The sequence below is a fragment of the Pseudomonas sp. TE12508 genome (assembly GCF_056279485.1).
In genome coordinates, this window is sequence record NZ_JBWCCN010000001.1 from 435,409 (window position 1) to 456,653 (window position 21,245).

Below are 21,245 nucleotides of genomic sequence, written 5' to 3' on the forward strand. Positions count from 1 at the left end.
CGGAGGGGGGGTCGCGATTTTTACGTCACGTTTGCCTTGCGGGGGAATGCGCCGCCCGGAAGAAATTCCGTGCGGCGGATCCGGGATCAGGCGCTTGGCAAGCCGATGCCTTGGCCCATCTGCACTGGCGAAAGAGCACCCAGTCCTTCAGCCCATTTCACTTGATCCGGCCCGAACAGCACGACAGCTGTAGAGCCGAGTTTGAAGCGACCCAGCTCCGCACCTTTCTCCAGATGGATCGGCGCACGGGCCGCTTCATCGTAGCGGAAGGTTTTCAGCTCGCGTTTTGGCGGCGTGATCAGCCCGGCCCAGACAGTTTCGATAGACGCCACAATCATCGCACCCACCAGCACTACGGCCATCGGGCCGCGTTCGGTGTCGAAAATGCACGCCACACGCTCGTTGCGCGCGAACAGTTCCGGTACGTTTTCAGCGGTGGTCTGGTTGACCGAGAAGATGCGGCCTGGGATGTAGACCATCTCGCGCAGAGTGCCGGCCAGCGGCATGTGCACGCGGTGGTAATCTTTGGGCGACAGGTAAATGGTGGCGAAATCGCCACCCATGAATGGCGCTGCGTTGGCCGCGTCACCACCGAGCAGTTCCAGCACGCTGAAGCTGTGGCCCTTGGCCTGGAAAACGCGACCGTGTTCGATCGGGCCGAGCTGGCTGACGGCACCATCGGCCGGGCTGAGGATCGCGCCTGGGGTTTGGTCCAGCGGGCGAGCGCCGTCTTTCAAGGCACGAGTGAAGAACGCATTGAAATGCTCGTAAGCCGTCAGGTCTTCGACCAGCGCCTGGGACATGTCCACTTGGTAACGCTTGGCGAACCAGGCGGTAAGGGCGTTCTTGAACCAGCGCACGCGGCATTCGGCAATGCAGCCGGCCAGTCGCGAGAGCAAGTGATGGGGCAGCAGGTATTGGCTGAGGATAAACAAACGCTTATTCATTAACTGTCCTTAAAAACCTTAAATCTCTACGGGCGTGTCGGGATGGTTGCCCCATTCGCCCCAAGAGCCTGCGTAGCCTTTGACTCGCGGATAACCGAGCGACTTGGCTACTAGATACGTGAAGCCAGAACGATGGTGGGTCTGGCAGTGGGTAATGACTTCTTTGTCTTTGGTGATACCGAGTTGTTCCAGGATTTTCGGCATGTCGGTGCGGATGCGCAGGTTGCGCGTCTGATCCATGCCGGCTGTCCACTCGAAATTGACCGCGCCGGGAATGTGCCCGCCCTTGGCCGCCAGCACTTTCTCGCCGGAGTATTCCAGCGGCCCGCGCGCGTCCCAGATCGCCAGATCGTTGGCACCGAGGCGGCTTTGCAGGTATTCGCGGGTGGCGATGGGTTCATCGTGCAGGGTCAGGGCGACCGGGCCGCCGACCGCCGGCGGGATCTGGATCGACATGGGCAAGCCTTCTGCCAGCCAGGCCGGCAGGCCGCCATCGATATAGTGATACTTGCTGTGGCCGATGACATCCAGCAGCCAGATAAAGCGCCCGGCCCAACCGCCGCCTTCGTCGTCATAGACGACATAGACCGCATCAGGGTTGTGTCCCAGTTCGCCGAACAATGCTTCAAGCGCGGCTTGGGTCGGCAGCAGGCCTGGCGCAGGCGCCTGACCCAGTTGAGTGCGTTTTGGATCGACAAAGCGTGCCCCGGGGATATGCCCTGCGGCATAGCGGGCGCTGCTGGTCAGGTCCACCAGAATCAGTTCGCGGGAGTCGAGACGCGGGAGCAGGTCGCTCGGCTCGATCACCAGCGCCAAGCCAGAGAAGTCAGACATGTGAGGTCTCCAGAGCACAAAGGGGAGGATTGTAGCGCAGCGTCATGAGGGCCTGTTATCAGTTATTTCGGCACAGGAAACAACTGAATCTGTGGCGAGGGGGCTTGCCCCCGTTCGGCTGCGAAGCAGTCGCAAATCCGCTGTATGCGGTGTGCCTGGCAGAACGAGGTTGCAGGTTTTAGGACTGCTTCGCAGTCCAACGGGGGCTAGCCCCCTCGCCACAGGTCTTGATCTTCACTTATCTAACTGGCATCAGCCCCTAGCGCTGGCTAAAACTGTGCAGGGCTTTTTCGATGCATTGCGCGGTTTTGCCGAACGCCTGCACGGTGATTTCCGAGAACGGCCCGCCGCCCTGATCCGCCACCACGATCATGATCACCCGACCATTGTTGACCAGGGAGCGCAGCAGCAGGTGTTCACCGCTGAACTGCGAACGCAGGCTGGCCGGCAACAGGGCCGAGAATTGGGCGTTGTTGGCCGGCGTCAGGCGCACCTGAGCCTGTTGTGCGAGCAACCGCTGCAGCACAGTGCTTTGGCTGACCGCCAGGTTCAGGCCGGCCACTTCTTTGGGCAGCCCGGCAATCTGGTGCACGCGCAGACTGGCGTGTGTGCGATCGGCCATCAGGATCATCACTCGCCGCATGCCACACGCCACCAAGGCATCTCGGGCCGATGTGGTCAAGTGCATGGCATTGGTAAACCGGCTCGGCTCCACCAGCAATTCGGCGCATTGTTTACGCCACTTCGCCAGGTCTTCGGCGGTGGGCGCCAGGGCCGGCAGCAAGCCGGCGTGAACGCGGTTCATGCCCGCCGGCCAGATCAATGCTTCGGCCGGGTGCCAGAGGTCCGGCATGGCGTGTTGGCGCGCACTGTTAGCGGCCTGTTGGTGCAATTGTTGTTGCACCTCATCCATCGGCATCTGCAGATAAAGGCTGGTCAGGTACTGCCAGCGTTCACAGTGAGGACTGTCCCAGGCCTGTTGTGCCGACAACGCCAGACCATTGGCCAGCAGCACGGTGTTGGCGGGCTGATTAAGCCAGCGCCGCAACGTCGGGTCGTCATCAAGACGATTCTGCTGGCGTAGCGGGTGATCATCGTCCCGTGCGATGCGCAGGACTTTCACCAGTTCGCGTTGTTCGCTGCGCAGCAGCCGATAACCCTGCTGGACCCAGATCGGCAAACGCCAGATATCCACCAGCGCCAGACAGATTTCCAGCAGACGCACGCCGAACAATTGCTTTTCGACTTTGCGCGCCGACTCGCCTTTATGGATGACCCGCAGTTCCCATTCTTCAAGCATCTGCGGATGGGTCAACGCCATGGGCCACAGTGGCGAAAGAAACAGCAGGCTGCCCCAGTGGATGTCCTGCCACAACCGCGCCAGGCGACTGGCAAAAAAACCATTGGCCTGTTGAGTGGCGTGCTGACTGATCAGCTGAAGCTGGCGCAGGGCAACGGGGATCTGCGATTGGGGTTCGGCGGGCAAGCGCTCGAGCAATTCTTCGGTGCGTTTCAAACCGAGGCGATTAATTGCCACTTCAAGATTTTCAGCAGGCGTGGCCATGCTGCCATGAGTGTGGCGATTGGCTTCACGAATCACACTCAAGGCCAGGGCCGGGCTGTCCTGCATCATTTCGGCAATGTCGCGCAGCGAGCTGCGGCTATCGCGGATGGCTTTGCAGACGCGGTCGTGACTGGCTTGCGGAACCGGCAGGCGCACACCATCGAGCAGCTTGACCCAGCCTTCGAGCGTGGTCGGTTTTGGCGTGGGGACGTTCGTTTCGTTAGCCATGTCTGGACGCTGCTTTACCTATCCCTGCGTGGGCCAAATTGGCTTTTCGCCTTAACTGGCTATAGTCTGGCGCAGTTTTGCCGATAAGGAGAAGAAGAGATTTTTTAACTTCCGAATATGACCTTGAACCCGACTCAGTAAGTGCTCTCCTACCTATGGCTAAAATTATCGGCATCATCGTCGTATTCGCGAGCGTGCTCGGCGGATACGTGCTTTCCCACGGCAAGATTGCCGCCCTCATTCAGCCTTTCGAGGTGATGATTATCGGTGGCGCGGCCCTTGGTGCATTCCTGCAGGCCAACCCCGGTCATATGACGATGCACGTGCTCAAGAAGTCTTTGGGCATGTTCAGTTCGCGTTTCAACCACACCTTCTACCTTGAAGTGTTGGGGCTGATTTACGAGATTCTTAACAAGAGCCGTCGCGAAGGCATGATGGCAATCGAAGGCGACATCGAAGATGCCGCCGCGAGCCCGATCTTCGCCAAGTACCCGGCAGTCCTGAAAGATGACCGCATGACTGCGTACATCTGCGATTACCTGCGCATCATGTCCTCCGGCAACATGGCTCCCCATGAGCTTGAAGGCTTGTTCGACATGGAACTGACCAGCCTCAAGGAAGACTTGGATCACCCCTCCCACGCAGTCAACGGCATCGCCGATGCCATGCCGGGTTTCGGTATCGTTGCGGCGGTATTGGGTATCGTGGTGACGATGGCTTCGCTGGGTGAAAGCGACCAGAAAATGATTGGCTTGCACGTAGGTGCGGCTCTGGTAGGTACCTTCTTCGGTATTCTCGCGGCCTATGGTTTCTTTGGCCCGCTGGCCCACGCTCTGGGCCACGATGCCAAGGAAGAACTGAACGTCTACGAAGCCATCAAGGCCTCGCTGGTGGCTTCGGCTTCCGGCATGCCGCCATCGCTGGCAGTGGAATTCGGTCGCAAGGTTCTGTACCCGGCGCACCGTCCTAGCTTCGCTGAGCTGGAACAAGCGGTTCGCGGTCGCTAAGTCATGGAAAATAACCAGCCGATAATCATCAAACGCGTCAAAAAGTACGCGGGCGGGCATCACGGGGGCTCCTGGAAAATTGCCTTCGCGGACTTCGCGACGGCGATGATGGCGTTCTTCCTGGTGTTGTGGCTGTTGTCCACGGCAACGCCGGAACAGAAGATCGCCATCGCCGGTTACTTCAAGGACCCGGTCGGTTTCAGCGAAAGCGGCACGCCATACATCATCGATCTGGGCGGCTCGCCGACCCTGGCACCGGAGAACACCCTCAACCCCGAGGTGAAATCCCAGCCTCAGCCGGACAAGGTGACTATCGACTCCGAACAGGTCGAAGGCATGGCCGAGCAGGTTGAGAAAGAGCGCCTGGAATTGCTGCTGCAAGAGTTGCAGAACAAGGTCGAAGAAAACCCGCAGTTGCAGAAGTTCAAGGATCAGATCCTCTTCGAGATTACCCAGGACGGTTTGCGCATCCAGATTGTGGACGCCGAAAACCGCCCGATGTTCGACTCCGGCAGTGCGCGTCTGAAGCCGTATTTCGAAGACATCCTGCTGGCCATGGCCGACACCATCAAAGCGGTGCCGAACAAGATCAGCATCAGCGGCCACACCGATGCCAAGCCATACTCGGGCACCGGCGACTTCGGCAACTGGGAACTCTCGGCCAACCGTGCGAACGCGGCTCGCCGTGCATTGATCGCCGGCAGCTATCCGGACGCTCAGGTAGCGCGAGTCGTGGGTTATGCCTCGTCGGCGCTGTTCGACCGGGAAAACCCGTTCAACCCGGTCAACCGCCGCATCGATATTGTTGTGCTGACCAAAAAAGCCCAGCGTGCCATCGAAGGTTCGCAAGGTGCCGAACCTGCGCCAGTGCCAACGCAAGGGCAGGGTGGCCTGGGCGAAGTGCCCGCGCCGCCAGCCGATCCGAACGCATTGCCGGCGGATAAGGAGCCGCTGCCGGCTCATGAGCTTCGCGAGCGTTTGAATCTGTTCGACAACCCGGCGCCGAAACCGGGTGAGTCGCCCAAGCAGTGACCCATAAAAAAGCCGCGAATGATCGCGGCTTTTTTGTCTCTACTCACCGGGCACGGGACTGACACTGCCAGCAGCAAAAATAAAGAACATGGCTTTCTTCCGAGATTGGCGTAGGACCGTTCTGAGGCGTATTGGCCGGGTTTTACTTCCCTAGGTTGCTCGCCTATAGTTCGCCCGTCGCCGACGTTTCGGTGATCGACTTTAGCCGGTCGTAACAGATGATGCACAAGCGCCCGTATAATCGTGGCGCTTTTTGCTGCCTGGCATCTGCATGTCTATGGTGGCTGTGCGTGGGACACCTTCGGGTGTGCCGGGTTCATCTGTCCGGTCGGCTAACCCGCGTACAGCTACCACCCAATTCGTTTAGCCGCGAAAGGGTGGGAGTTTCACTTATCAGATGAGATATAAACATGACCCAGTACCACCCTCTGCAAGGCAATTTCAGCGTCGGCCCGACGCTGTACATAGATACCGAAGCCAAAGTATCGGATCTCCTCGAAACCGCCACTCACCGAATCAAAGCCGCGCGCAATCTGCTCAACAGCATTACCTGCCTGTGCATCAAGGACGCCGAAGGTCACGACCTGGAGCATTTCGCCAATGCTGCACACGTGTTGATTCAGGACGGCTGTGACGCCCTGGATGCGCTGGGCTGGAAGCTGGAAAAAGCTGCACGCTGAAACCAGAAATGGCGATCGTCGTGCAATGCAGTTCACTAATTTGTGGCGAGTGATTGCTCCAGGCGGCGTTCCGGCACTGGGCGGCGTAGGGGCCCAAAAAATCTGATCGCGGTAGGGGTTGTAGATAACTACATCCCTGCCGCGACTGTCACTCGCTCCCCGGCCATTACCTTTTATCTTGCTTCTCAGAGACTCTGCATCAAAATTCACGGAGGAATATCAAGAATTTTGCACGCTATCAGGCCTTCTGATATCGTGATGAAATCGTGATGCGGAAGAATGACCATGGTTGATTTTACCAGCGACGACCTCCATGAGAGGCGTGACCTGATCGAGCTCAAGGTCTATGTAGAGAGTGTGCTTGGCCTAAAGCTGCGATTAAAACCGTGGGAACACATCAAAATCCTTCCGTATGCGCTGCGTGACCGATACGAGTTTTTCGTCACGCAAATCTTGGGCGCCGAGTGCCTCATCCTCAAGGAACGTCCGCAGCGGGAAGTTAGCGTTGCAGATGTCGCCAAGCATATGCAGGCAATCAACAACCTGCTGGCGAAGAAATCGCCCGAAACCGGCGACCTCATGATCTTCGTCACAGACACACTTCCGAGCTATGACAGAAAGCGACTGGTCGAGAAAGGCGTCCAATTCATCGTGCCAGGAAACCAGCTTTACCTTCCTGCGTTTGGAATGGATTTGCGGGAGTACTACAGGCAGCGTCTGGAAAAACCTCAGGTTCTGAGTCCCGCCACCCAATCCATGCTTATTCAATTCTTGATTAAAGGATGGCAGCACCAGCTACTGATCACTCGCTCCACTTTTGAAAAAACCTTTACCTACGCGAAAATGACCGTCACCAGAGCCATTAAAGAGCTGACCGACTTGGACATCGTTCGGCCTGGAAAGGAAATGGGTGAAGCCGCGATATTTTTTCACTTGTCCCCCAGGGCGACTTGGGAAATGGCGAAAAACTATATGCGTACGCCGGTCAAAAAAACGCTTTGGTTAAATGCAATTCCTGAGGCGTTTGACACCCCAATGCTGCTGGCGGGGGAGGCAGCCCTGGCAGAAATGAGCCTTCTCGCCAGTCCCAAAGTGCCTTGCTTTGCAATGACGACTGCGCAGTTCGATAACATTCGAGGGCTAGCTCAGTCTGATCACCGTCAAAAAGTGAATACGGCATATGGGGTAGAGATCAGCCTTTGGGGTTCAACCTCAAAGACGGCCAAATCGAAATTCGAAACCACATCTCCCTATTATGAGGTGCCGCAAAACCATGCAGCGTGTTGCATCCAGTTTTGGAGCTATGACCCTCTGTATAGCAACACAGCTACTGGGGCTGTAGACCCCTTTTCTCTCTACCTGAGTCTCAAGGATGAGCATGATGACCGGGTGCAAATGTGTTTGGATGAAATGATGGAGAACGTGAAATGGTAGTGGGTATCGACCGGTTTAGAGAGTATTTCAAAGACTACCAAGGTAGCTACGTTCTGATTGGCGGGGTGGCAGCATCCATTACCATGGAGCTTCTGGATGAGCCATTTCGAGCCACCAAGGATCTGGATGTCGTGCTGGTCGTTGAGGCCCTCAATCGTGAGTTCGTAGGGCAGTTCTGGACGTTCATCAAGGACGGCGGGTACGCCATTCGCCAAAATGGCGACAGCGGAGGGGACTCCCCTGTTTTCTATCGCTTCCAGGATCCTCAGGACAAATCCTTTCCAGTTCAGATCGAGCTTTTTTCTCGGGTTCCAGATGGCCTGGAGCACGAAGAAGCGGCACGAATGACCAAAGTCCCCGTAGAAGAGCAAGCCGCAAGCCTTTCTGCGATCATCCTTGATGATGAGTATTACAACTTTCTCCTGGCCGGCGTCGACCACACTCAGGAAATCAGTCACATCGGGGCCGACAGGCTCGTTCCGCTCAAGGCCCATGCTTGGCTTAACAAGAAGGCACAGGTCGAGAACGGCGCTCGAGTGGACAGTCGTGATATCAATAAGCACTTCAGAGATGTGATCTTACTGTCTGTCGGTCTTACAGAAGGAATGGCCAAGCTTCCTGAACGAATGGCTCTCGATTTGACGTTATTTCTCAGCCAGGTGCCCGCTGAGCTTGCGTCAAACCCTCAAGGTTACAAAAGGGTGGATGGTGACCGCTTGATCAAGATCATTCAAGAAGCCTTTGGCCTCAATTAATTCATTTTTTTCGCACAGTATCACTAGCGTTGATAGCGTGCGTAAATCCTGTTTTTGGCCGTTCAGAAGGCACTTAAGAGGGGCTTTAGTCAGTGAGAAACCTGTGGCGAGGGAGCTCGCTCCCGCTTGAGTGCGGACTCACAAAATTCGGCGATTGTTATCGGATTTTGGGGCTGCTAAGCAGCCCTGCATCGGAACGCAGCGCGGAGCAAGCTCGCTCGCCACAAAGGTAGGCTTGACTGAAGAGTCTCGCTTAAGTGAGCAGCATTGCAATCATCGCCGCTTTTTTGCGCCTGTCAGAAACCGCGTCGGATGCGGTTCTTGAGTTGGTCGTGGAACAACTCGGCGTTACCTCTGTAGGTGCGGTAAAGGGATTCGTTGATCGAGCCCAGCGTCATTGAGCGCTTGGTCGCCACTTCTTCACGATAGGCATCAATGAAAAACTCCAGATCCTTGTCGGTGCTGAGCTTTGGCCATTTATCGAGATATAGCGGCAGTTCCGCCGGTCCGGTCTTGAATGAGCATATCCGCCGGTTGCTGATGGTCGCTTCACCGATTTCGAACGGCACCCACCACGACAGCGCGGTCTTGTCCGAGACTATCGCCAGCAGATGCGTGCACTCGGTGATGTTGCGGGTGATGACCCCGGTGATGTCGTCAGTGGTCTGTGATTCCGGATCCAGCACGTCGAAGTAGGTCTTGATGTTGGCCCGAATCAGGCGGGTGCTGATGGCGATGGCGTGGGACCGATCGGTATGGCGGTAGCTGATAAACACTGGCATCAGAAATGTCCCTTGATCGCGAGTTCGCGGTAATAGGCGCCGAGGGCGGTGAGGCGGCAACCGGTGGAGTTGATGGCCGCGTAGTACATGTGCTCGGCGTCCACCGGTTCGATCAGGCTGTGGCGATTGCACTTTTGCAGTTGGGCGAAGACTTCGCCGTGCTCTGGGTCGAACGTGGCTTCGGTAGGTTCGTAGCTCGGATCGAGGGCAAACATTGACTCCGCCTCTTCGAACCAATCAGGCAGTTTGCGCAGAATCTCTTTGGGGATCAGCGGCGAGACTTCTCGCAATGAAATGAACTGCGACACATTAGTCTTGAACACCGGGCGCTGTTCCCACGCGTCTAGAGCGTTGTCGACGAATGAATAGAGGCTGCCGGGGGTAATCTTTCCCAATATGTTTGCGGCGCCGCCGTGCAATGCTTGCAGCAGCAGCCCCGTGAAGATGCCGTGGTTGGCGCCTTCCATAGCCGGCTCTTCCTTTTTGCACGCGGTGAGGATGGTCATGCCTTCGCACACCATGCTGCTTTCGCTGCGTAGCGCCCGCACTTCGCCCGCCGAGCCCGCTTGGCAGCAGTCGAGAATAATCACTTTGTTTTTGATTTTTACGGCTTTGGTCGCCCAATTCAGGATGTCGCTGATGCGAATTCCATCCTTGGCGGATTTGTAGTCCTGGGGGATCAGCATACCTTCGTCCGTATCGACGTCGAAGTTGCCGTGACCGGCGAAGTACAACAGTGCAACGCTGCAATCGCCTGAAAACAGTTCCTGGATATGCCCTTCGAGCTTTTCGCGGCTCAGATAATCTTCGGCGGAGGTCAGGACCAGGTTCTTGAAATTCGGATCGCCATTGGCGTCGGTTTTCAGCACCGAAGCCATGGCCATCGCGTCATTGTTGCAGCCACTCAATTGCGAAACATGGCTGTAGTTATTAATGCCGATGAACAGTCCCTTGCGCATGGTTCAGCCCGCCGCGTGAGTGCGAATGGCATCGATGATGCTGTTGGTGTTCCACGCACACTCCGCGTGCGCCGCCCGGCGTACCACCGTGGAAATCCGTTCGGCACCAAACGGCTTTATCGCAATGATGACCTTGCCCATTCGCCTGGCGATCTCGATTTCCTTGTTGATCCACTTGCTGTAGGTCGAATACATCCCTGCCATGATCAGCACTGCCGAGCAGAGCCGAATCTTGTTTTCGATGGCTTCTTCAAGCTGTTTGTCTGTTTTCGCGCCGGTGATCGGGTTGTCCGGTGGCACCGAAAAATTCTTGAACGTGAAGCCGGGTTTTGCATTGAGCAAGCGGACCAGATTGTCGTGGGCGTCTGAGTGGTTCCACGAGTGGCTGATGAACAAATGGTAGGTTTGCATGGCTGTCCCTCGGTATCGCCTGAAATGCGATGAGGGCTCGAATGTATGCACTTGAGTGGCCGCAACAAGGCCTTGGCGGTTAAAGAGACGCGTCCTTCAGGCAGGCGCGAAGAAGCCTTACAGAGAGGTCTGACGTTTAATTGAGAGCGTTTTTGTAGGACGCCACGAACGACCTACCGCCCCGTAAGAGTCAGGGGCGGCTGGCACGTCTGTTTAATAGCTGCTTTCAGGCAAGCTGGCGATGATCGAGCGGTAGCTGTTCATCCGTTGCTGCTGCACGCGGCCTTCTTCAAGAGCCTTGAGCAAGGCGCACCCCGGCTCGCGGTCATGCTTGCAGTCGCGGAAACGGCAGGTGCCGATCAGGTCGTTGAACTCGATGAAGCCGGCTTCGACGTCGGCCCGGCTGACGTGACCCAGGCCGAATTCGCGGATACCCGGGGAGTCGATCAACTCACCGCCACCGGGGAAGTGGAACAATCGCGCGGTGGTGGTGGTGTGGGTGCCTTGGCCGGACAGCTCGGACAGCGGGCCGACGCGGGTGTCGACTTCCGGCAGCAGGCTGTTGACCAGCGACGACTTGCCGACACCGGACTGGCCGACGAATACGCTGATGTGCCCATCCAGCTGCTTCTGCAACTGCTCCATGCCATTGCCGTGGTGGGCCGACACTTCCAGCACCGGGTAACCGAGCGTGCGGTAAACCGCCAGCAAGGCGTTCAACGCCGGGGCGTTCTGCTCGTCGATCAGGTCGAATTTGTTCAGCAGCAGCAACGGCCGAATACCGGCGTGTTCCGCAGCGACCAGGTAACGGTCGATCAGGTTGGCGTGAGGCTCGGGCAGCGGCGCGAAGACGATCACGATCAAGTCGACGTTGGCCGCCACCGGCTTGAGCTGGCCACGGCTGTCCGGACGGCAGAGCTCGGTTTTACGCGGCAGTTGCGCCACGATCACGCCGATGCCCTGGTTGCCGGCACGCCATACCACCTGATCGCCGGTCACCAGCGCTGGCAGGTTGGCGCGCAAGTGGCAGCGGAACACCTGGCCGGCCAATTCGCCATCGAGGGCCTCGACTTCGACCTGCACACCGAAGTGGGCGATCACCAGGCCCGTCTGTTCCGGACCCAGGTCGCCGCCTTCGAGTGCCTCGACAGCCGAGGACTCGCGTTTGGCGGCGCGGGCAGCGCGCTCGCCCTGAATCTTTTCGATGCGCCAGTTTTGACGACGATTGAGTTGGCGTTTGGCCATGGGTGTTCCGTATCGAGAATGCAGCGATTAGGTAAAACGGCCGCGAGTTTAGCACGCCCGGTGGCCTCCCTAGGCTAAACTGCGCACCTACGCCGAGGAGCCGACTCATGCAAAACCCGCTGAACCTGATCTGGATCGACCTGGAAATGACCGGTCTGAACCCTGATACCGACGTCATCATCGAGATGGCCACCATCGTCACCGACAGTAATTTGAACACCTTGGCCGAAGGTCCGGTGATCGCCATCCACCACAGCGACGAGATCCTCGCTGGCATGGACGAGTGGAATACCCGTCAGCACGGCGGCTCCGGGCTGACCCAACGGGTTCGCGACAGCCGTATCAGCATGGCCGAAGCCGAAGCCGAGACCATCGCCTTCCTGGAAAAATGGGTGCCGAAGGGCAAGTCGCCGATCTGTGGCAACAGCATCTGCCAGGATCGTCGCTTCCTTTATACCCACATGAAATCGCTGGAAAGCTACTTCCACTACCGCAACCTCGACGTGTCGACCCTCAAAGAGCTGGCCGCGCGCTGGGCACCGGACGTACGCGACAGCTTCAAAAAGGGCAGCACCCACCTGGCCCTGGACGACATCCGCGAATCGATCGCCGAGCTGCAGCACTACCGCAAGAATTTCATCAAGTTCTGATTGGGTGCTCGCGGGCCATTGTGGCGAGGGGGCTTGCCCCCGTTCGGCTGCGCAGCAGTCGCAAACCGGTCGGTCACGGTATGCCTGACAAAACATGGTGTCTGGTTTTGGGGCCGCTACGCGACCCAACGGGGGCAAGCCCCCTCGCCACAGATCTGCGTGAATGCTTCGGTGCCCTCTTTTGGTGCTTCGGTGAAGTGAGTAGACTGCGCGCCTTTCTGCCAGGACCGCCACCATGTTGCTGATGCTCTACCTGATCGCCATTACTGCCGAAGCCATGACTGGCGCCCTGTCTGCGGGCCGTCGCGGCATGGACTGGTTTGGCGTGGTGCTGATTGCGTGTGTCACCGCACTGGGCGGCGGTTCGGTACGCGACGTGCTGCTCGGCCACTACCCGCTGACTTGGGTCAAACACCCGGAATACCTGGTGTTGACCTCCGTTGCGGCGATGCTGACGATCTTCATTGCCCGCTGGATGCGCCATCTGCGTTCACTGTTTCTGGTGCTCGACGCGGTGGGCCTGGTGGCGTTCACCCTGATCGGCTGCATGACGGCCCTGGAAATGGGCCACGGCATGCTGGTGGCCTCCGTCAGCGGCGTGATCACCGGCGTGTTTGGCGGCATTCTGCGGGACATCTTCTGCAACGACATCCCACTGATATTCCGCCGCGAGCTCTACGCCAGCGTCTCGTTTGCCGCGGCATGGTGCTATCTGCTCTGCATCTACCTGCAATTACCCGGTGAACAGGCGATCCTGATCACCCTGTTCGGCGGCTTCCTGCTGCGCTTGCTGGCGATCCGTTTCCACTGGGAAATGCCGAAGTTTGTTTATAACGACGAGGCATGATCGAAGGTTGCTGGTCGTGTGTGCGATTTACTCTTAACGGGGTAATTCGACTTCAAATGGGGTAATTCATCGTCTAATTACCCTATTTGTTAAGGTCGAGTTCCAAAGGTTGCCAGCGCGCTGCTCATGTTGCTTCAAAGCCCATTCGACATGCTCGCGCACCAGATCCGACGGGTAATCCTTGCGAGCCTTCAACGCTTCCAGCACCGGAATGCTCGACGGCGCGTTCCCCAGGCCAACCGCCAGGTTTCGCAGCCAGCGCTCGTAACCCGCCCGGCGTAACGGCGAACCTTCAGTGCTGCTGAGGAATTTTTCTTCGTCCCACATGAACAGTTCGGCCAGTTCGGCGTTGTCCAGATTGTGCCGAGGTTTGAAGTCGCTTTCGCCGGAAGGTCGGGCGAAGCGGTTCCACGGGCAGACGATCTGGCAGTCATCGCAACCGAACACCCGATTGCCGATCAATGGCCGTAAATCTTCAGGAATCGCACTTTTCAGTTCGATGGTCAGGTACGAAATGCAGCGTCGGGCGTCCAGTACATACGGACCGACAAAGGCGTTGGTCGGGCAGATGTCCAGACAGGCGGTGCAGCGACCGCAGTGTTCGGTGGCGTGAGGCGGGTCCACCGGCAGCGGCAGGTCGACGAACAGTTCGCTGAGGAAGAAGTAGCTGCCGGCCTTGCGATTCAAGACCAACGTGTTTTTGCCGATCCAGCCTAGGCCTGCCTGTTCGGCGATGGCTTTTTCCAGTACCGGGGCGCTGTCGACAAAGGCGCGGTAGCCGAACGGGCCGATCACTGCCTGAATTTTTTCTGCCAGTTGTTGCACGCGTTTACGGATCAATTTGTGGTAATCGCGGCCCAAGGCATAACGCGAGACGTAGGCTTTTTCCGGTTCGGCCAGGCGTTTGGCCATTTCGGTGTCACCCGGCAGGTAGTCCATGCGCAGGGAAACGACTCGCAAGGTGCCGGGCACCAGTTCTTCCGGGTGCGAACGTTTGCTGCCGTGGGCGCCCATGTACTCCATTTCGCCGTGGTAGCCGGCCGCGAGCCAGCGCTCCAGGTGCTGCTCATGCTCGGCCAGGTCGAGGCCGCTTATGCCGACTTGCTGAAAGCCCAGCTCGCGGCCCCAGTCCTTGATGGATTGGGCGAGGGCGGGCAGGTCTGTGGTAATAGCGGGCATGAGGCGAGAGAAACCGGAGCTGAGGTGCGTATAATTCTGCCAGACATCGGAGCCTGAAGACGCATGCCGCACACTAAAGATGAATTACCCGACGCGCTGTATAGCGCCGCGCAAGTCCGAGGGCTCGATGCGAGCCTGATTGCGGCCGGTACACCGGGCTTCGAATTGATGCAACGTGCGGCGCGGGCGACCTGGCGCGCGCTGGTCCGCCATTGGCCCACGGCCCACGAATTGAGCGTGGTGGCCGGCCACGGCAATAATGCGGGCGACGGTTACCTAGTGGCTGTGTTGGCCCGACGTGCCGGCTGGCATGTGCGGGTGCTGGCCGCCGGTGATCCCGGGCGTTTGCAGGGCGATGCCGCTGCGGCCCATGCCGAGGCAGTAGCCGAAGGCGTCGCCATTCAAGGCTGGAACGCGCACTGCGAATTACGCGGCATTGTGCTGGATGCCTTGCTCGGCACCGGCCTGACCGGTGAAGTGCGCGAGCCATACGCCAGTGTCATCGCCGCGATCAACGCCAGTGGGCTGCCGGTTGCAGCGGTGGATATCCCCTCGGGGTTGTGCGCCGATACGGGGCGCCAGCTCGGCATTGCGGTTCGAGCGAACCTCACGGTGACGTTCATCGGTTTGAAGCTGGGTCTGTTCACCGGTGACGCTGCGGATGTGGTTGGCGATTTGGTATTCAATGATCTGCTAGCCGCCCCTGAGACGTTTATCGGGGCCACGGTCAGTGCTCGTCGCCTGACGGCCGGTAATGTGCCGCGTCTGACCGGTCGCGCTCCAACTGCCCACAAAGGCAAATTTGGCCACGTATTGCTGATCGGCGGTGATCGCGGTTTTGGCGGCGCCATCCTGCTCGGTGCACAAAGTGCTTTGCGCAGCGGCGCCGGCATGGTGTCTGTGGCCACCCGCAACGAACATGTTCCAGCCGCCTTGGCACGTTTGCCAGAAGCTATGGTGCTCGGCACTTCGTCGGCCAATCAATTGATGGGGCTGCTTGAGAAGGTCACGGTGCTGGTCGTCGGCCCAGGGCTGGGGCAGGCCGCCTGGGGGCGCAGTCTGCTGTCGGCCGCAGCCAATGCGCCGTTGCCGCAAGTCTGGGACGCCGATGCGTTGAACCTGTTGGCCGAAGGTGGCGTGAATTTGCCCGCCCATTGTGTTATCACGCCGCACCCTGGCGAGGCGGCGCGATTGCTGGGGCTATCGACGGCCGATGTTCAGGCCGACCGCCCGGCCGCTGCCCATGCATTGAGCAAAAAGTTTACAGCTGTCGTGGTGCTCAAAGGCGCCGGCAGCCTGATCGCCAGCCCCGACGGGCGTCTGGCGTTGTGTCATCAGGGCCATCCGGCCATGGCATCTGCCGGTTTGGGCGATGTGCTGGCCGGGCTGGTCGGCGCCTTGCTCGCTCAGGGTATGGATGCGTATGACGCGGCATGCCTGGCGGTCTGGTTGCACGCCAATGCCGGCGAGCAACAAGGTAAATTCGGCCGCGGGCTGGCGGCCAGTGATCTGATTCCAGCCATTCGTCAGTTGTTGGAGGAGCAAGCACCGTGTCTGAAGTAACCCTGTACCTGGCTGATGAAGAGGCGATGACCGCGTTTGGTGCGCGCATCGCACAAACCACTGAAGGGCACGGTCTGATTTTTCTCGAGGGAGATCTGGGCGCCGGGAAAACCACGCTGTCCCGGGGCATTATCCGGGGGCTGGGGCACGCAGGCGCAGTAAAAAGTCCGACCTTCACCCTGGTCGAGCCATACGAAATTGGGGAGGTCCGCGCCTTCCATTTCGACCTCTATCGACTGGTCGATCCGGAGGAGTTGGAGTACCTCGGCATCCGCGACTATTTCGAAGACGATGCACTGTGCCTGATCGAATGGCCCCGCAACGGTGCAGGCTTTTTGCCAAAGCCCGACCTGACCATTACCATTAGCCCGCAAGACAGCGGGCGTACGCTGAAAATTTTGCCGCAAGGCTCGCGTGGCGAGTCGTGGTGTGCCGCTTTGGCCTTGGAATCCAAATAAATGATGGGGTTAGGTATGCGCTTTCGCGCGTTGGTTGCTGCCGTAGGATTGTTGTTTCTGGCGGTGACCGTCGACGCTGTGGCCGAGACGAAGGTCAACAGTGTTCGCCTGTGGCGGGCGCCGGACAACACGCGACTGGTGTTTGACCTGACAGGGTCTGTCCAGCACAGCGTTTTTACCCTGACCTCCCCGGATCGGCTGGTGATCGACATTAATGGTGCAACTCTCGGCGCACCACTGAACGTTAATACCTCGAACACCCCGATCACCGCGATGCGCTCGGCTCAGCGCACGCCGACCGACCTGCGGGTGGTCATCGACCTGAAAAAAGCCGTCACGCCAAAAAGCTTCACCCTGGCGCCAAACGCCCAATACGGCAATCGCCTGGTCGTCGACCTGTTCGACAACGCGGCCGACGCCGCGCCACCGCCTGCGCCAACGCCGTCTGTGGCGACGTTACCTGCGGTCCCTGTCGCACCATCCGAGCCTTCGATCAAATTGCCGCCCGCCCCAGCCGGCAAGCGCGACATCATTGTGGTGATCGATGCCGGCCACGGTGGCGAAGACCCGGGCGCCTCGGGCTCTCGCGGTCAGCGTGAGAAAGACGTGGTGCTGGCCATCGCCCGTGAACTGCAGCGTCAGGTCAATGGCATGAAAGGCTTCCGCGCCGAACTGACTCGCACCGGCGACTACTTCATTCCGTTGCGCGGTCGTACCGAAATCGCCCGCAAGAAGGGCGCCGATCTATTCGTTTCGATCCACGCCGACGCCGCGCCTTCGGCCGCCGCGTTCGGTGCGTCGGTGTTCGCCCTGTCCGACCGCGGCGCTACGTCGGAGACCGCCCGTTGGCTGGCCGACAGCGAAAACCGTTCCGACTTGATCGGCGGTGCCGGCAACGTCAGCCTCGACGACAAGGACCGCATGCTGGCCGGCGTGCTGCTCGATTTGTCGATGACCGCTTCCCTGACGTCGAGCCTCAACGTTGGCCAGAAAGTCTTGAGCAACATCGGCCGCGTCACGCCGCTGCACAAACAGCGCGTAGAGCAAGCCGGGTTCATGGTGCTGAAGTCGCCGGACATCCCGTCGATTCTGGTGGAAACCGGGTTTATCTCCAACGCCAATGAAGCTTCCAAGCTTGCCGCAGCGAACCACCAGCAGGCGCTGGCGCGTTCAATCAGCAGCGGCGTACGGCAGTTCTTCCAGCAGAATCCACCGCCGGGCACTTACATCGCCTGGCTGCGTGATTCCGGCAAAATCGCCCAGGGCCCGCGTGACCATCGCGTCAATCCCGGCGAAACCCTGGCAATGATCGCCGTGCGCTATCAGGTGTCTCCGGCCACCTTGCGCAGCGCTAACAACCTCAAGAGCGACGAGCTGAAGATTGGTCAGACGTTGACCATCCCCGGCACTGAACTGGCGGCCAAAGAATGAACCAGGTGCTGACCAATGCTGCGCGCATCGAGCTGCTCAGCCCGCGGCTGGCGAACCAGATTGCCGCCGGTGAAGTGGTCGAGCGCCCGGCCTCGGTGATCAAGGAGTTGCTGGAGAATAGCCTCGACTCCGGTGCCAAACGCATCGATGTCGATGTGGAGCAGGGCGGCGTCAAGTTGCTGCGGGTGCGCGACGATGGCAGCGGCATTTCTGCCGATGACCTGCCTTTGGCTCTGGCCCGTCACGCCACCAGCAAGATTCGTAACCTGGAAGACCTTGAACAGGTGATGAGCCTGGGGTTTCGTGGTGAGGCGCTGGCGTCCATCAGCTCCGTGGCGCGCCTGACCCTGACGTCCCGCACTCGCGATGCCGATCAGGCGTGGCAGGTGGAAACCGAAGGCCGGGACATGGCGCCGCGGGTGCAACCGGCAGCTCATCCGGTGGGGACTTCGGTGGAAGTGCGCGATTTGTTCTTCAATACGCCGGCGCGCCGCAAGTTTCTCAAGACCGAAAAAACCGAATTCGATCACCTGCAAGAAGTGATCAAGCGTCTGGCGCTGGCGCGGTTCGACGTGGCGTTCCATCTGCGCCACAACGGCAAAACCATCCTCAGCCTGCACGAAGCCCACGATGACGCGGCCCGCGCCCGGCGTGTGGCGGCGATCTGCGGGGCGGGTTTCCTGGAGCAGGCGCTGCCGATCGAGATCGAGCGCAATGGCCTGCATTTGTGGGGTTGGGTCGGGTTGCCGACCTTCAACCGCAGCCAGGCGGATTTGCAGTATTTCTTCGTGAACGGCCGCGCGGTGCGCGACAAACTGGTGGCCCACGCGGTGCGCCAGGCTTATCGCGATGTGCTGTTCAACGGTCGGCACCCGACGTTCGTGCTGTTTTTCGAAGTCGATCCGGCGGGCGTCGACGTCAACGTGCACCCGACCAAGCACGAAGTACGCTTCCGTGACGGACGCATGGTTCACGATTTCCTCTATGGCACTTTGCACCGCGCTCTCGGCGATGTGCGGCCGGAAGATCATCTGGCCGCGCCTGTCGCGACCGCGATGGTGCGGCCGACCGGCATCGAAGCCGGTGAGTTCGGTCCGCAGGGCGAAATGCGTCTGGCGGCCAATGCGCTGCTGGAACAGCCTCAGGCCCAACCGTCATTCAGCACGCCGGCTGGCTCGGGTGCTGGCGCCGGTTATCAGTATCAATACACGCCGCGGCCTCAGTCCGGCGTGCCCGTCGCCGAAGCTCAAGCGGCCTACCGTGAGTTCTTCGCGCCTTTGCCCGAAGCCAACGCGGTCGCGCTGCCGGCCGGGCAGGATGACATTCCGCCGCTGGGCTATGCGTTGGCGCAGCTCAAGGGCATCTATATTCTTTCGGAAAACGCCCAAGGCCTGGTGCTGGTGGACATGCACGCCGCTCACGAGCGGATCATGTACGAACGCCTGAAAATCGCCATGGCCAGCGAAGGCCTGAGCGGTCAGCCGCTGTTGGTGCCAGAGTCCCTGGCGGTCAGTCAGCGCGAAGCCGATTGCGCCGAAGAACACGTCGCGTGGTTCCAGCGGCTGGGCTTTGAATTGCAGCGCCTTGGCCCGGAGTCGCTGGCCATCCGGCAAATTCCCGCCTTGCTGAAGCAGGCGGAAGCCAATCGGCTGGTCAGCGACGTTCTGGCGGATTTGATGGAATACGGCACCAGCGACCGGATTCAGGCACACCTGAACGAACTGCTCGGCACCATGGCCTGCCACGGCGCGATTCGCGCGAATCGGCGTCTGGCCTTGCCGGAAATGAACGGTCTGCTGCGGGACATGGAAAACACCGAACGCAGCGGTCAATGCAACCATGGCCGACCGACCTGGACCCAACTGGGCCTGGACGATCTGGACAAACTGTTTTTGCGCGGTCGTTGATGAGCCAGCTCCCTCCTGCGATTTTCCTGATGGGGCCGACGGCTGCCGGCAAGACCGACCTGGCCATCGAACTCACCAAGGTCCTGCCCTGCGAGCTGATCAGCGTCGATTCGGCGCTGGTTTACCGTGGCATGGACATTGGCACCGCCAAGCCTTCCAAAGAGTTGTTGGCCGAATTTCCGCATCGGTTGATCGATATTCTCGACCCGGCCGAGAGTTATTCCGCTGCGGATTTTCGTCGCGATGCGCTTGAGGCCATGGCAGAGATCACCGCTCGGGGCAAAATTCCGCTGCTGGTAGGCGGCACAATGCTCTACTACAAGGCTTTGCTCGAAGGTCTGGCCGACATGCCGGCGGCCGATCCGGAGGTGCGCGCGCAAATCGAAGAAGAAGCTGCACGCCTTGGCTGGCAAGCCCTGCACGATCAATTGGCGGTCATCGATCCGCAATCGGCCGCGCGAATTCATCCGAACGATCCGCAGCGCCTCAGTCGCGCGCTGGAAGTTTATCGCGTCAGTGGTCAGAGCATGACTGAGCTACGCTTGCGACAATCTGCGCAAAGTACTGAAGCAGCCGCTTCGGGACTGCAACAATTGCCCTATACTGTCGCGAACTTGGCTATCGCCCCGGCAAATCGCCAGGTACTGCACGAGCGTATTAAACAAAGATTCACAAATATGTTGGAACAGGGATTCATCGACGAGGTCGTAGCCCTGCGAGATAGAGGTGACCTGCATTCGGGGATGCCGTCTATACGTGCTGTAGGTTATCGACAAGTCTGGGATTACCTGGATGGCAAGCTGACGCAAGCCGAGATGCAGGAGCGTGGAATCATTGCCACGCGCCAATTGGCAAAGCGCCAGTTCACCTGGCTACGCAGTTGGGCTGATTTACACTGGTTGGACAGCCTCGATTGCGACAATCTGCCGCGCGCCTTGAAATACCTTGGGACCATCTCCATATTGAGCTGAGTCCTTGCAATTGCCGTCTATCCTTGGGGGTGTGACGGCCCCAAGCCATCTGTTTACCTATTTTTTATATTGAATCCTTAAAGGAGTGCGGCACATGTCAAAAGGGCATTCGCTACAAGACCCTTACTTGAATACTTTACGTAAAGAGAAAGTGGGGGTTTCCATCTACCTGGTCAACGGGATCAAACTGCAAGGTACGATCGAGTCTTTCGACCAGTTCGTTATCCTGCTGAAAAACACCGTTAGCCAAATGGTTTACAAACACGCTATCTCTACAGTGGTGCCGGTTCGTCCAATTCGTCTGCCTAGCGCAACCGAATCCGAAGCAGGTGACGCTGAGCCAGGTAACGCCTGATAGGAG

General features: G+C 59.0%; 21 protein-coding genes. 13 read left to right on the top strand and 8 right to left on the bottom strand.

Translation table 11 applies throughout. The annotated features are described in order from the left end of the window. Positions 1-86: 86 nt before the first annotated feature. The 3 genes from asd to ACZ9IM_RS01850 form a co-directional block, all read right to left on the bottom strand. Complete coding sequence (asd, locus tag ACZ9IM_RS01840; RefSeq protein WP_476223249.1) at positions 87-947, bottom strand: archaetidylserine decarboxylase; 861 nt, start codon at positions 945-947, stop codon at positions 87-89. An 18-nt stretch (positions 948-965) separates the two neighbouring features. Then, a complete protein-coding gene (locus tag ACZ9IM_RS01845; protein ID WP_427625112.1) occupies positions 966-1,781 on the bottom strand; it encodes a rhodanese-like domain-containing protein in 816 nt (271 codons plus the stop codon). 259 nt (positions 1,782-2,040) lie between these two features. After that, positions 2,041-3,573, bottom strand: a complete 1,533-nt coding sequence (locus tag ACZ9IM_RS01850) for an HDOD domain-containing protein (protein WP_476223250.1) — start codon at positions 3,571-3,573, stop codon at positions 2,041-2,043. 155 nt (positions 3,574-3,728) lie between these two features. On the opposite strand from ACZ9IM_RS01850, the gene motA reads away from it, so the two are divergent. From motA to ACZ9IM_RS01875, 5 genes are all read left to right on the top strand, one after another. Continuing rightward, on the top strand, positions 3,729-4,580 hold the full coding sequence (gene motA, locus ACZ9IM_RS01855; RefSeq protein ID WP_008009851.1) for a flagellar motor stator protein MotA: 852 nt from the start codon (positions 3,729-3,731) through the stop codon (positions 4,578-4,580). A 3-nt stretch (positions 4,581-4,583) separates the two neighbouring features. Continuing rightward, positions 4,584-5,612 (top strand): flagellar motor protein MotB, encoded by a 1,029-nt coding sequence (gene motB / locus ACZ9IM_RS01860; protein ID WP_476223251.1) that lies wholly within the window; start codon positions 4,584-4,586, stop codon positions 5,610-5,612. 410 nt (positions 5,613-6,022) lie between these two features. Continuing rightward, positions 6,023-6,292, top strand: coding sequence for a hypothetical protein (locus ACZ9IM_RS01865; RefSeq protein WP_427625115.1), 270 nt, complete (start codon positions 6,023-6,025; stop codon positions 6,290-6,292). 285 nt (positions 6,293-6,577) lie between these two features. Further along, positions 6,578-7,726, top strand: coding sequence for a hypothetical protein (locus ACZ9IM_RS01870; protein WP_427625116.1), 1,149 nt, complete (start codon positions 6,578-6,580; stop codon positions 7,724-7,726). Further along, positions 7,720-8,481: a hypothetical protein gene (locus ACZ9IM_RS01875; protein WP_427625117.1), complete on the top strand. Its 762-nt coding sequence runs from the start codon at positions 7,720-7,722 to the stop codon at positions 8,479-8,481. The genes ACZ9IM_RS01870 and ACZ9IM_RS01875 overlap by 7 nt, the downstream gene beginning before the upstream one ends. 296 nt (positions 8,482-8,777) lie before the next feature. Here ACZ9IM_RS01875 and ACZ9IM_RS01880 read toward each other — a convergent pair whose 3' ends face one another. From ACZ9IM_RS01880 to rsgA, 4 genes are all read right to left on the bottom strand, one after another. Further along, the gene (locus ACZ9IM_RS01880; protein ID WP_218397191.1) at positions 8,778-9,263 is read right to left on the bottom strand and encodes a toll/interleukin-1 receptor domain-containing protein; all 486 of its coding nucleotides are present in this window, start codon (positions 9,261-9,263) and stop codon (positions 8,778-8,780) included. After that, positions 9,263-10,222: a caspase family protein gene (locus ACZ9IM_RS01885; protein ID WP_427625118.1), complete on the bottom strand. Its 960-nt coding sequence runs from the start codon at positions 10,220-10,222 to the stop codon at positions 9,263-9,265. The genes ACZ9IM_RS01880 and ACZ9IM_RS01885 overlap by 1 nt, the downstream gene beginning before the upstream one ends. A gap of 3 nt (positions 10,223-10,225) precedes the next feature. Beyond that, positions 10,226-10,633 carry a TIR domain-containing protein gene (locus ACZ9IM_RS01890; protein ID WP_476223252.1) on the bottom strand — a complete coding sequence of 136 codons (408 nt, stop codon included), beginning with the start codon at positions 10,631-10,633 and terminating at the stop codon, positions 10,226-10,228. Positions 10,634-10,846: 213 nt separating this feature from the next. Next, positions 10,847-11,878, bottom strand: a complete 1,032-nt coding sequence (gene rsgA, locus ACZ9IM_RS01895; protein ID WP_007902636.1) for a small ribosomal subunit biogenesis GTPase RsgA — start codon at positions 11,876-11,878, stop codon at positions 10,847-10,849. 107 nt (positions 11,879-11,985) lie between these two features. Between rsgA and orn the strand changes: the two genes are divergently transcribed. Further along, positions 11,986-12,528 carry an oligoribonuclease gene (gene orn / locus ACZ9IM_RS01900; protein WP_008068863.1) on the top strand — a complete coding sequence of 181 codons (543 nt, stop codon included), beginning with the start codon at positions 11,986-11,988 and terminating at the stop codon, positions 12,526-12,528. A gap of 235 nt (positions 12,529-12,763) precedes the next feature. Continuing rightward, positions 12,764-13,375 carry a trimeric intracellular cation channel family protein gene (locus ACZ9IM_RS01905; RefSeq protein WP_030128339.1) on the top strand — a complete coding sequence of 204 codons (612 nt, stop codon included), beginning with the start codon at positions 12,764-12,766 and terminating at the stop codon, positions 13,373-13,375. A gap of 66 nt (positions 13,376-13,441) precedes the next feature. Here the strand turns inward: ACZ9IM_RS01905 and queG are convergent, their stop codons facing one another. After that, positions 13,442-14,554: a tRNA epoxyqueuosine(34) reductase QueG gene (gene queG, locus ACZ9IM_RS01910; RefSeq protein ID WP_476223253.1), complete on the bottom strand. Its 1,113-nt coding sequence runs from the start codon at positions 14,552-14,554 to the stop codon at positions 13,442-13,444. 63 nt (positions 14,555-14,617) lie between these two features. Between queG and ACZ9IM_RS01915 the strand changes: the two genes are divergently transcribed. The 6 genes from ACZ9IM_RS01915 to hfq all read left to right on the top strand — a co-directional run bounded on the left by ACZ9IM_RS01915 (position 14,618) and on the right by hfq (position 21,239). Continuing rightward, entirely contained in the window at positions 14,618-16,117 is a 1,500-nt protein-coding gene (locus ACZ9IM_RS01915) for an NAD(P)H-hydrate dehydratase (protein ID WP_476223254.1), read from the top strand. Continuing rightward, positions 16,105-16,575: a tRNA (adenosine(37)-N6)-threonylcarbamoyltransferase complex ATPase subunit type 1 TsaE gene (gene tsaE / locus ACZ9IM_RS01920; RefSeq protein ID WP_476223255.1), complete on the top strand. Its 471-nt coding sequence runs from the start codon at positions 16,105-16,107 to the stop codon at positions 16,573-16,575. The genes ACZ9IM_RS01915 and tsaE overlap by 13 nt, the downstream gene beginning before the upstream one ends. Next, positions 16,576-18,006, top strand: coding sequence for an N-acetylmuramoyl-L-alanine amidase (locus ACZ9IM_RS01925; RefSeq protein ID WP_192345973.1), 1,431 nt, complete (start codon positions 16,576-16,578; stop codon positions 18,004-18,006). It begins immediately after the preceding gene. Between the two features lie 8 nt (positions 18,007-18,014). After that, entirely contained in the window at positions 18,015-19,913 is a 1,899-nt protein-coding gene (gene mutL, locus ACZ9IM_RS01930; protein ID WP_476223274.1) for a DNA mismatch repair endonuclease MutL, read from the top strand. Then, complete coding sequence (gene miaA, locus ACZ9IM_RS01935) at positions 19,913-20,884, top strand: tRNA (adenosine(37)-N6)-dimethylallyltransferase MiaA (protein WP_476223256.1); 972 nt, start codon at positions 19,913-19,915, stop codon at positions 20,882-20,884. The genes mutL and miaA overlap by 1 nt, the downstream gene beginning before the upstream one ends. Positions 20,885-20,978: 94 nt before the next feature. Continuing rightward, complete coding sequence (hfq, locus tag ACZ9IM_RS01940) at positions 20,979-21,239, top strand: RNA chaperone Hfq (RefSeq protein ID WP_007902656.1); 261 nt, start codon at positions 20,979-20,981, stop codon at positions 21,237-21,239. Positions 21,240-21,245: the final 6 nt, after the last annotated feature.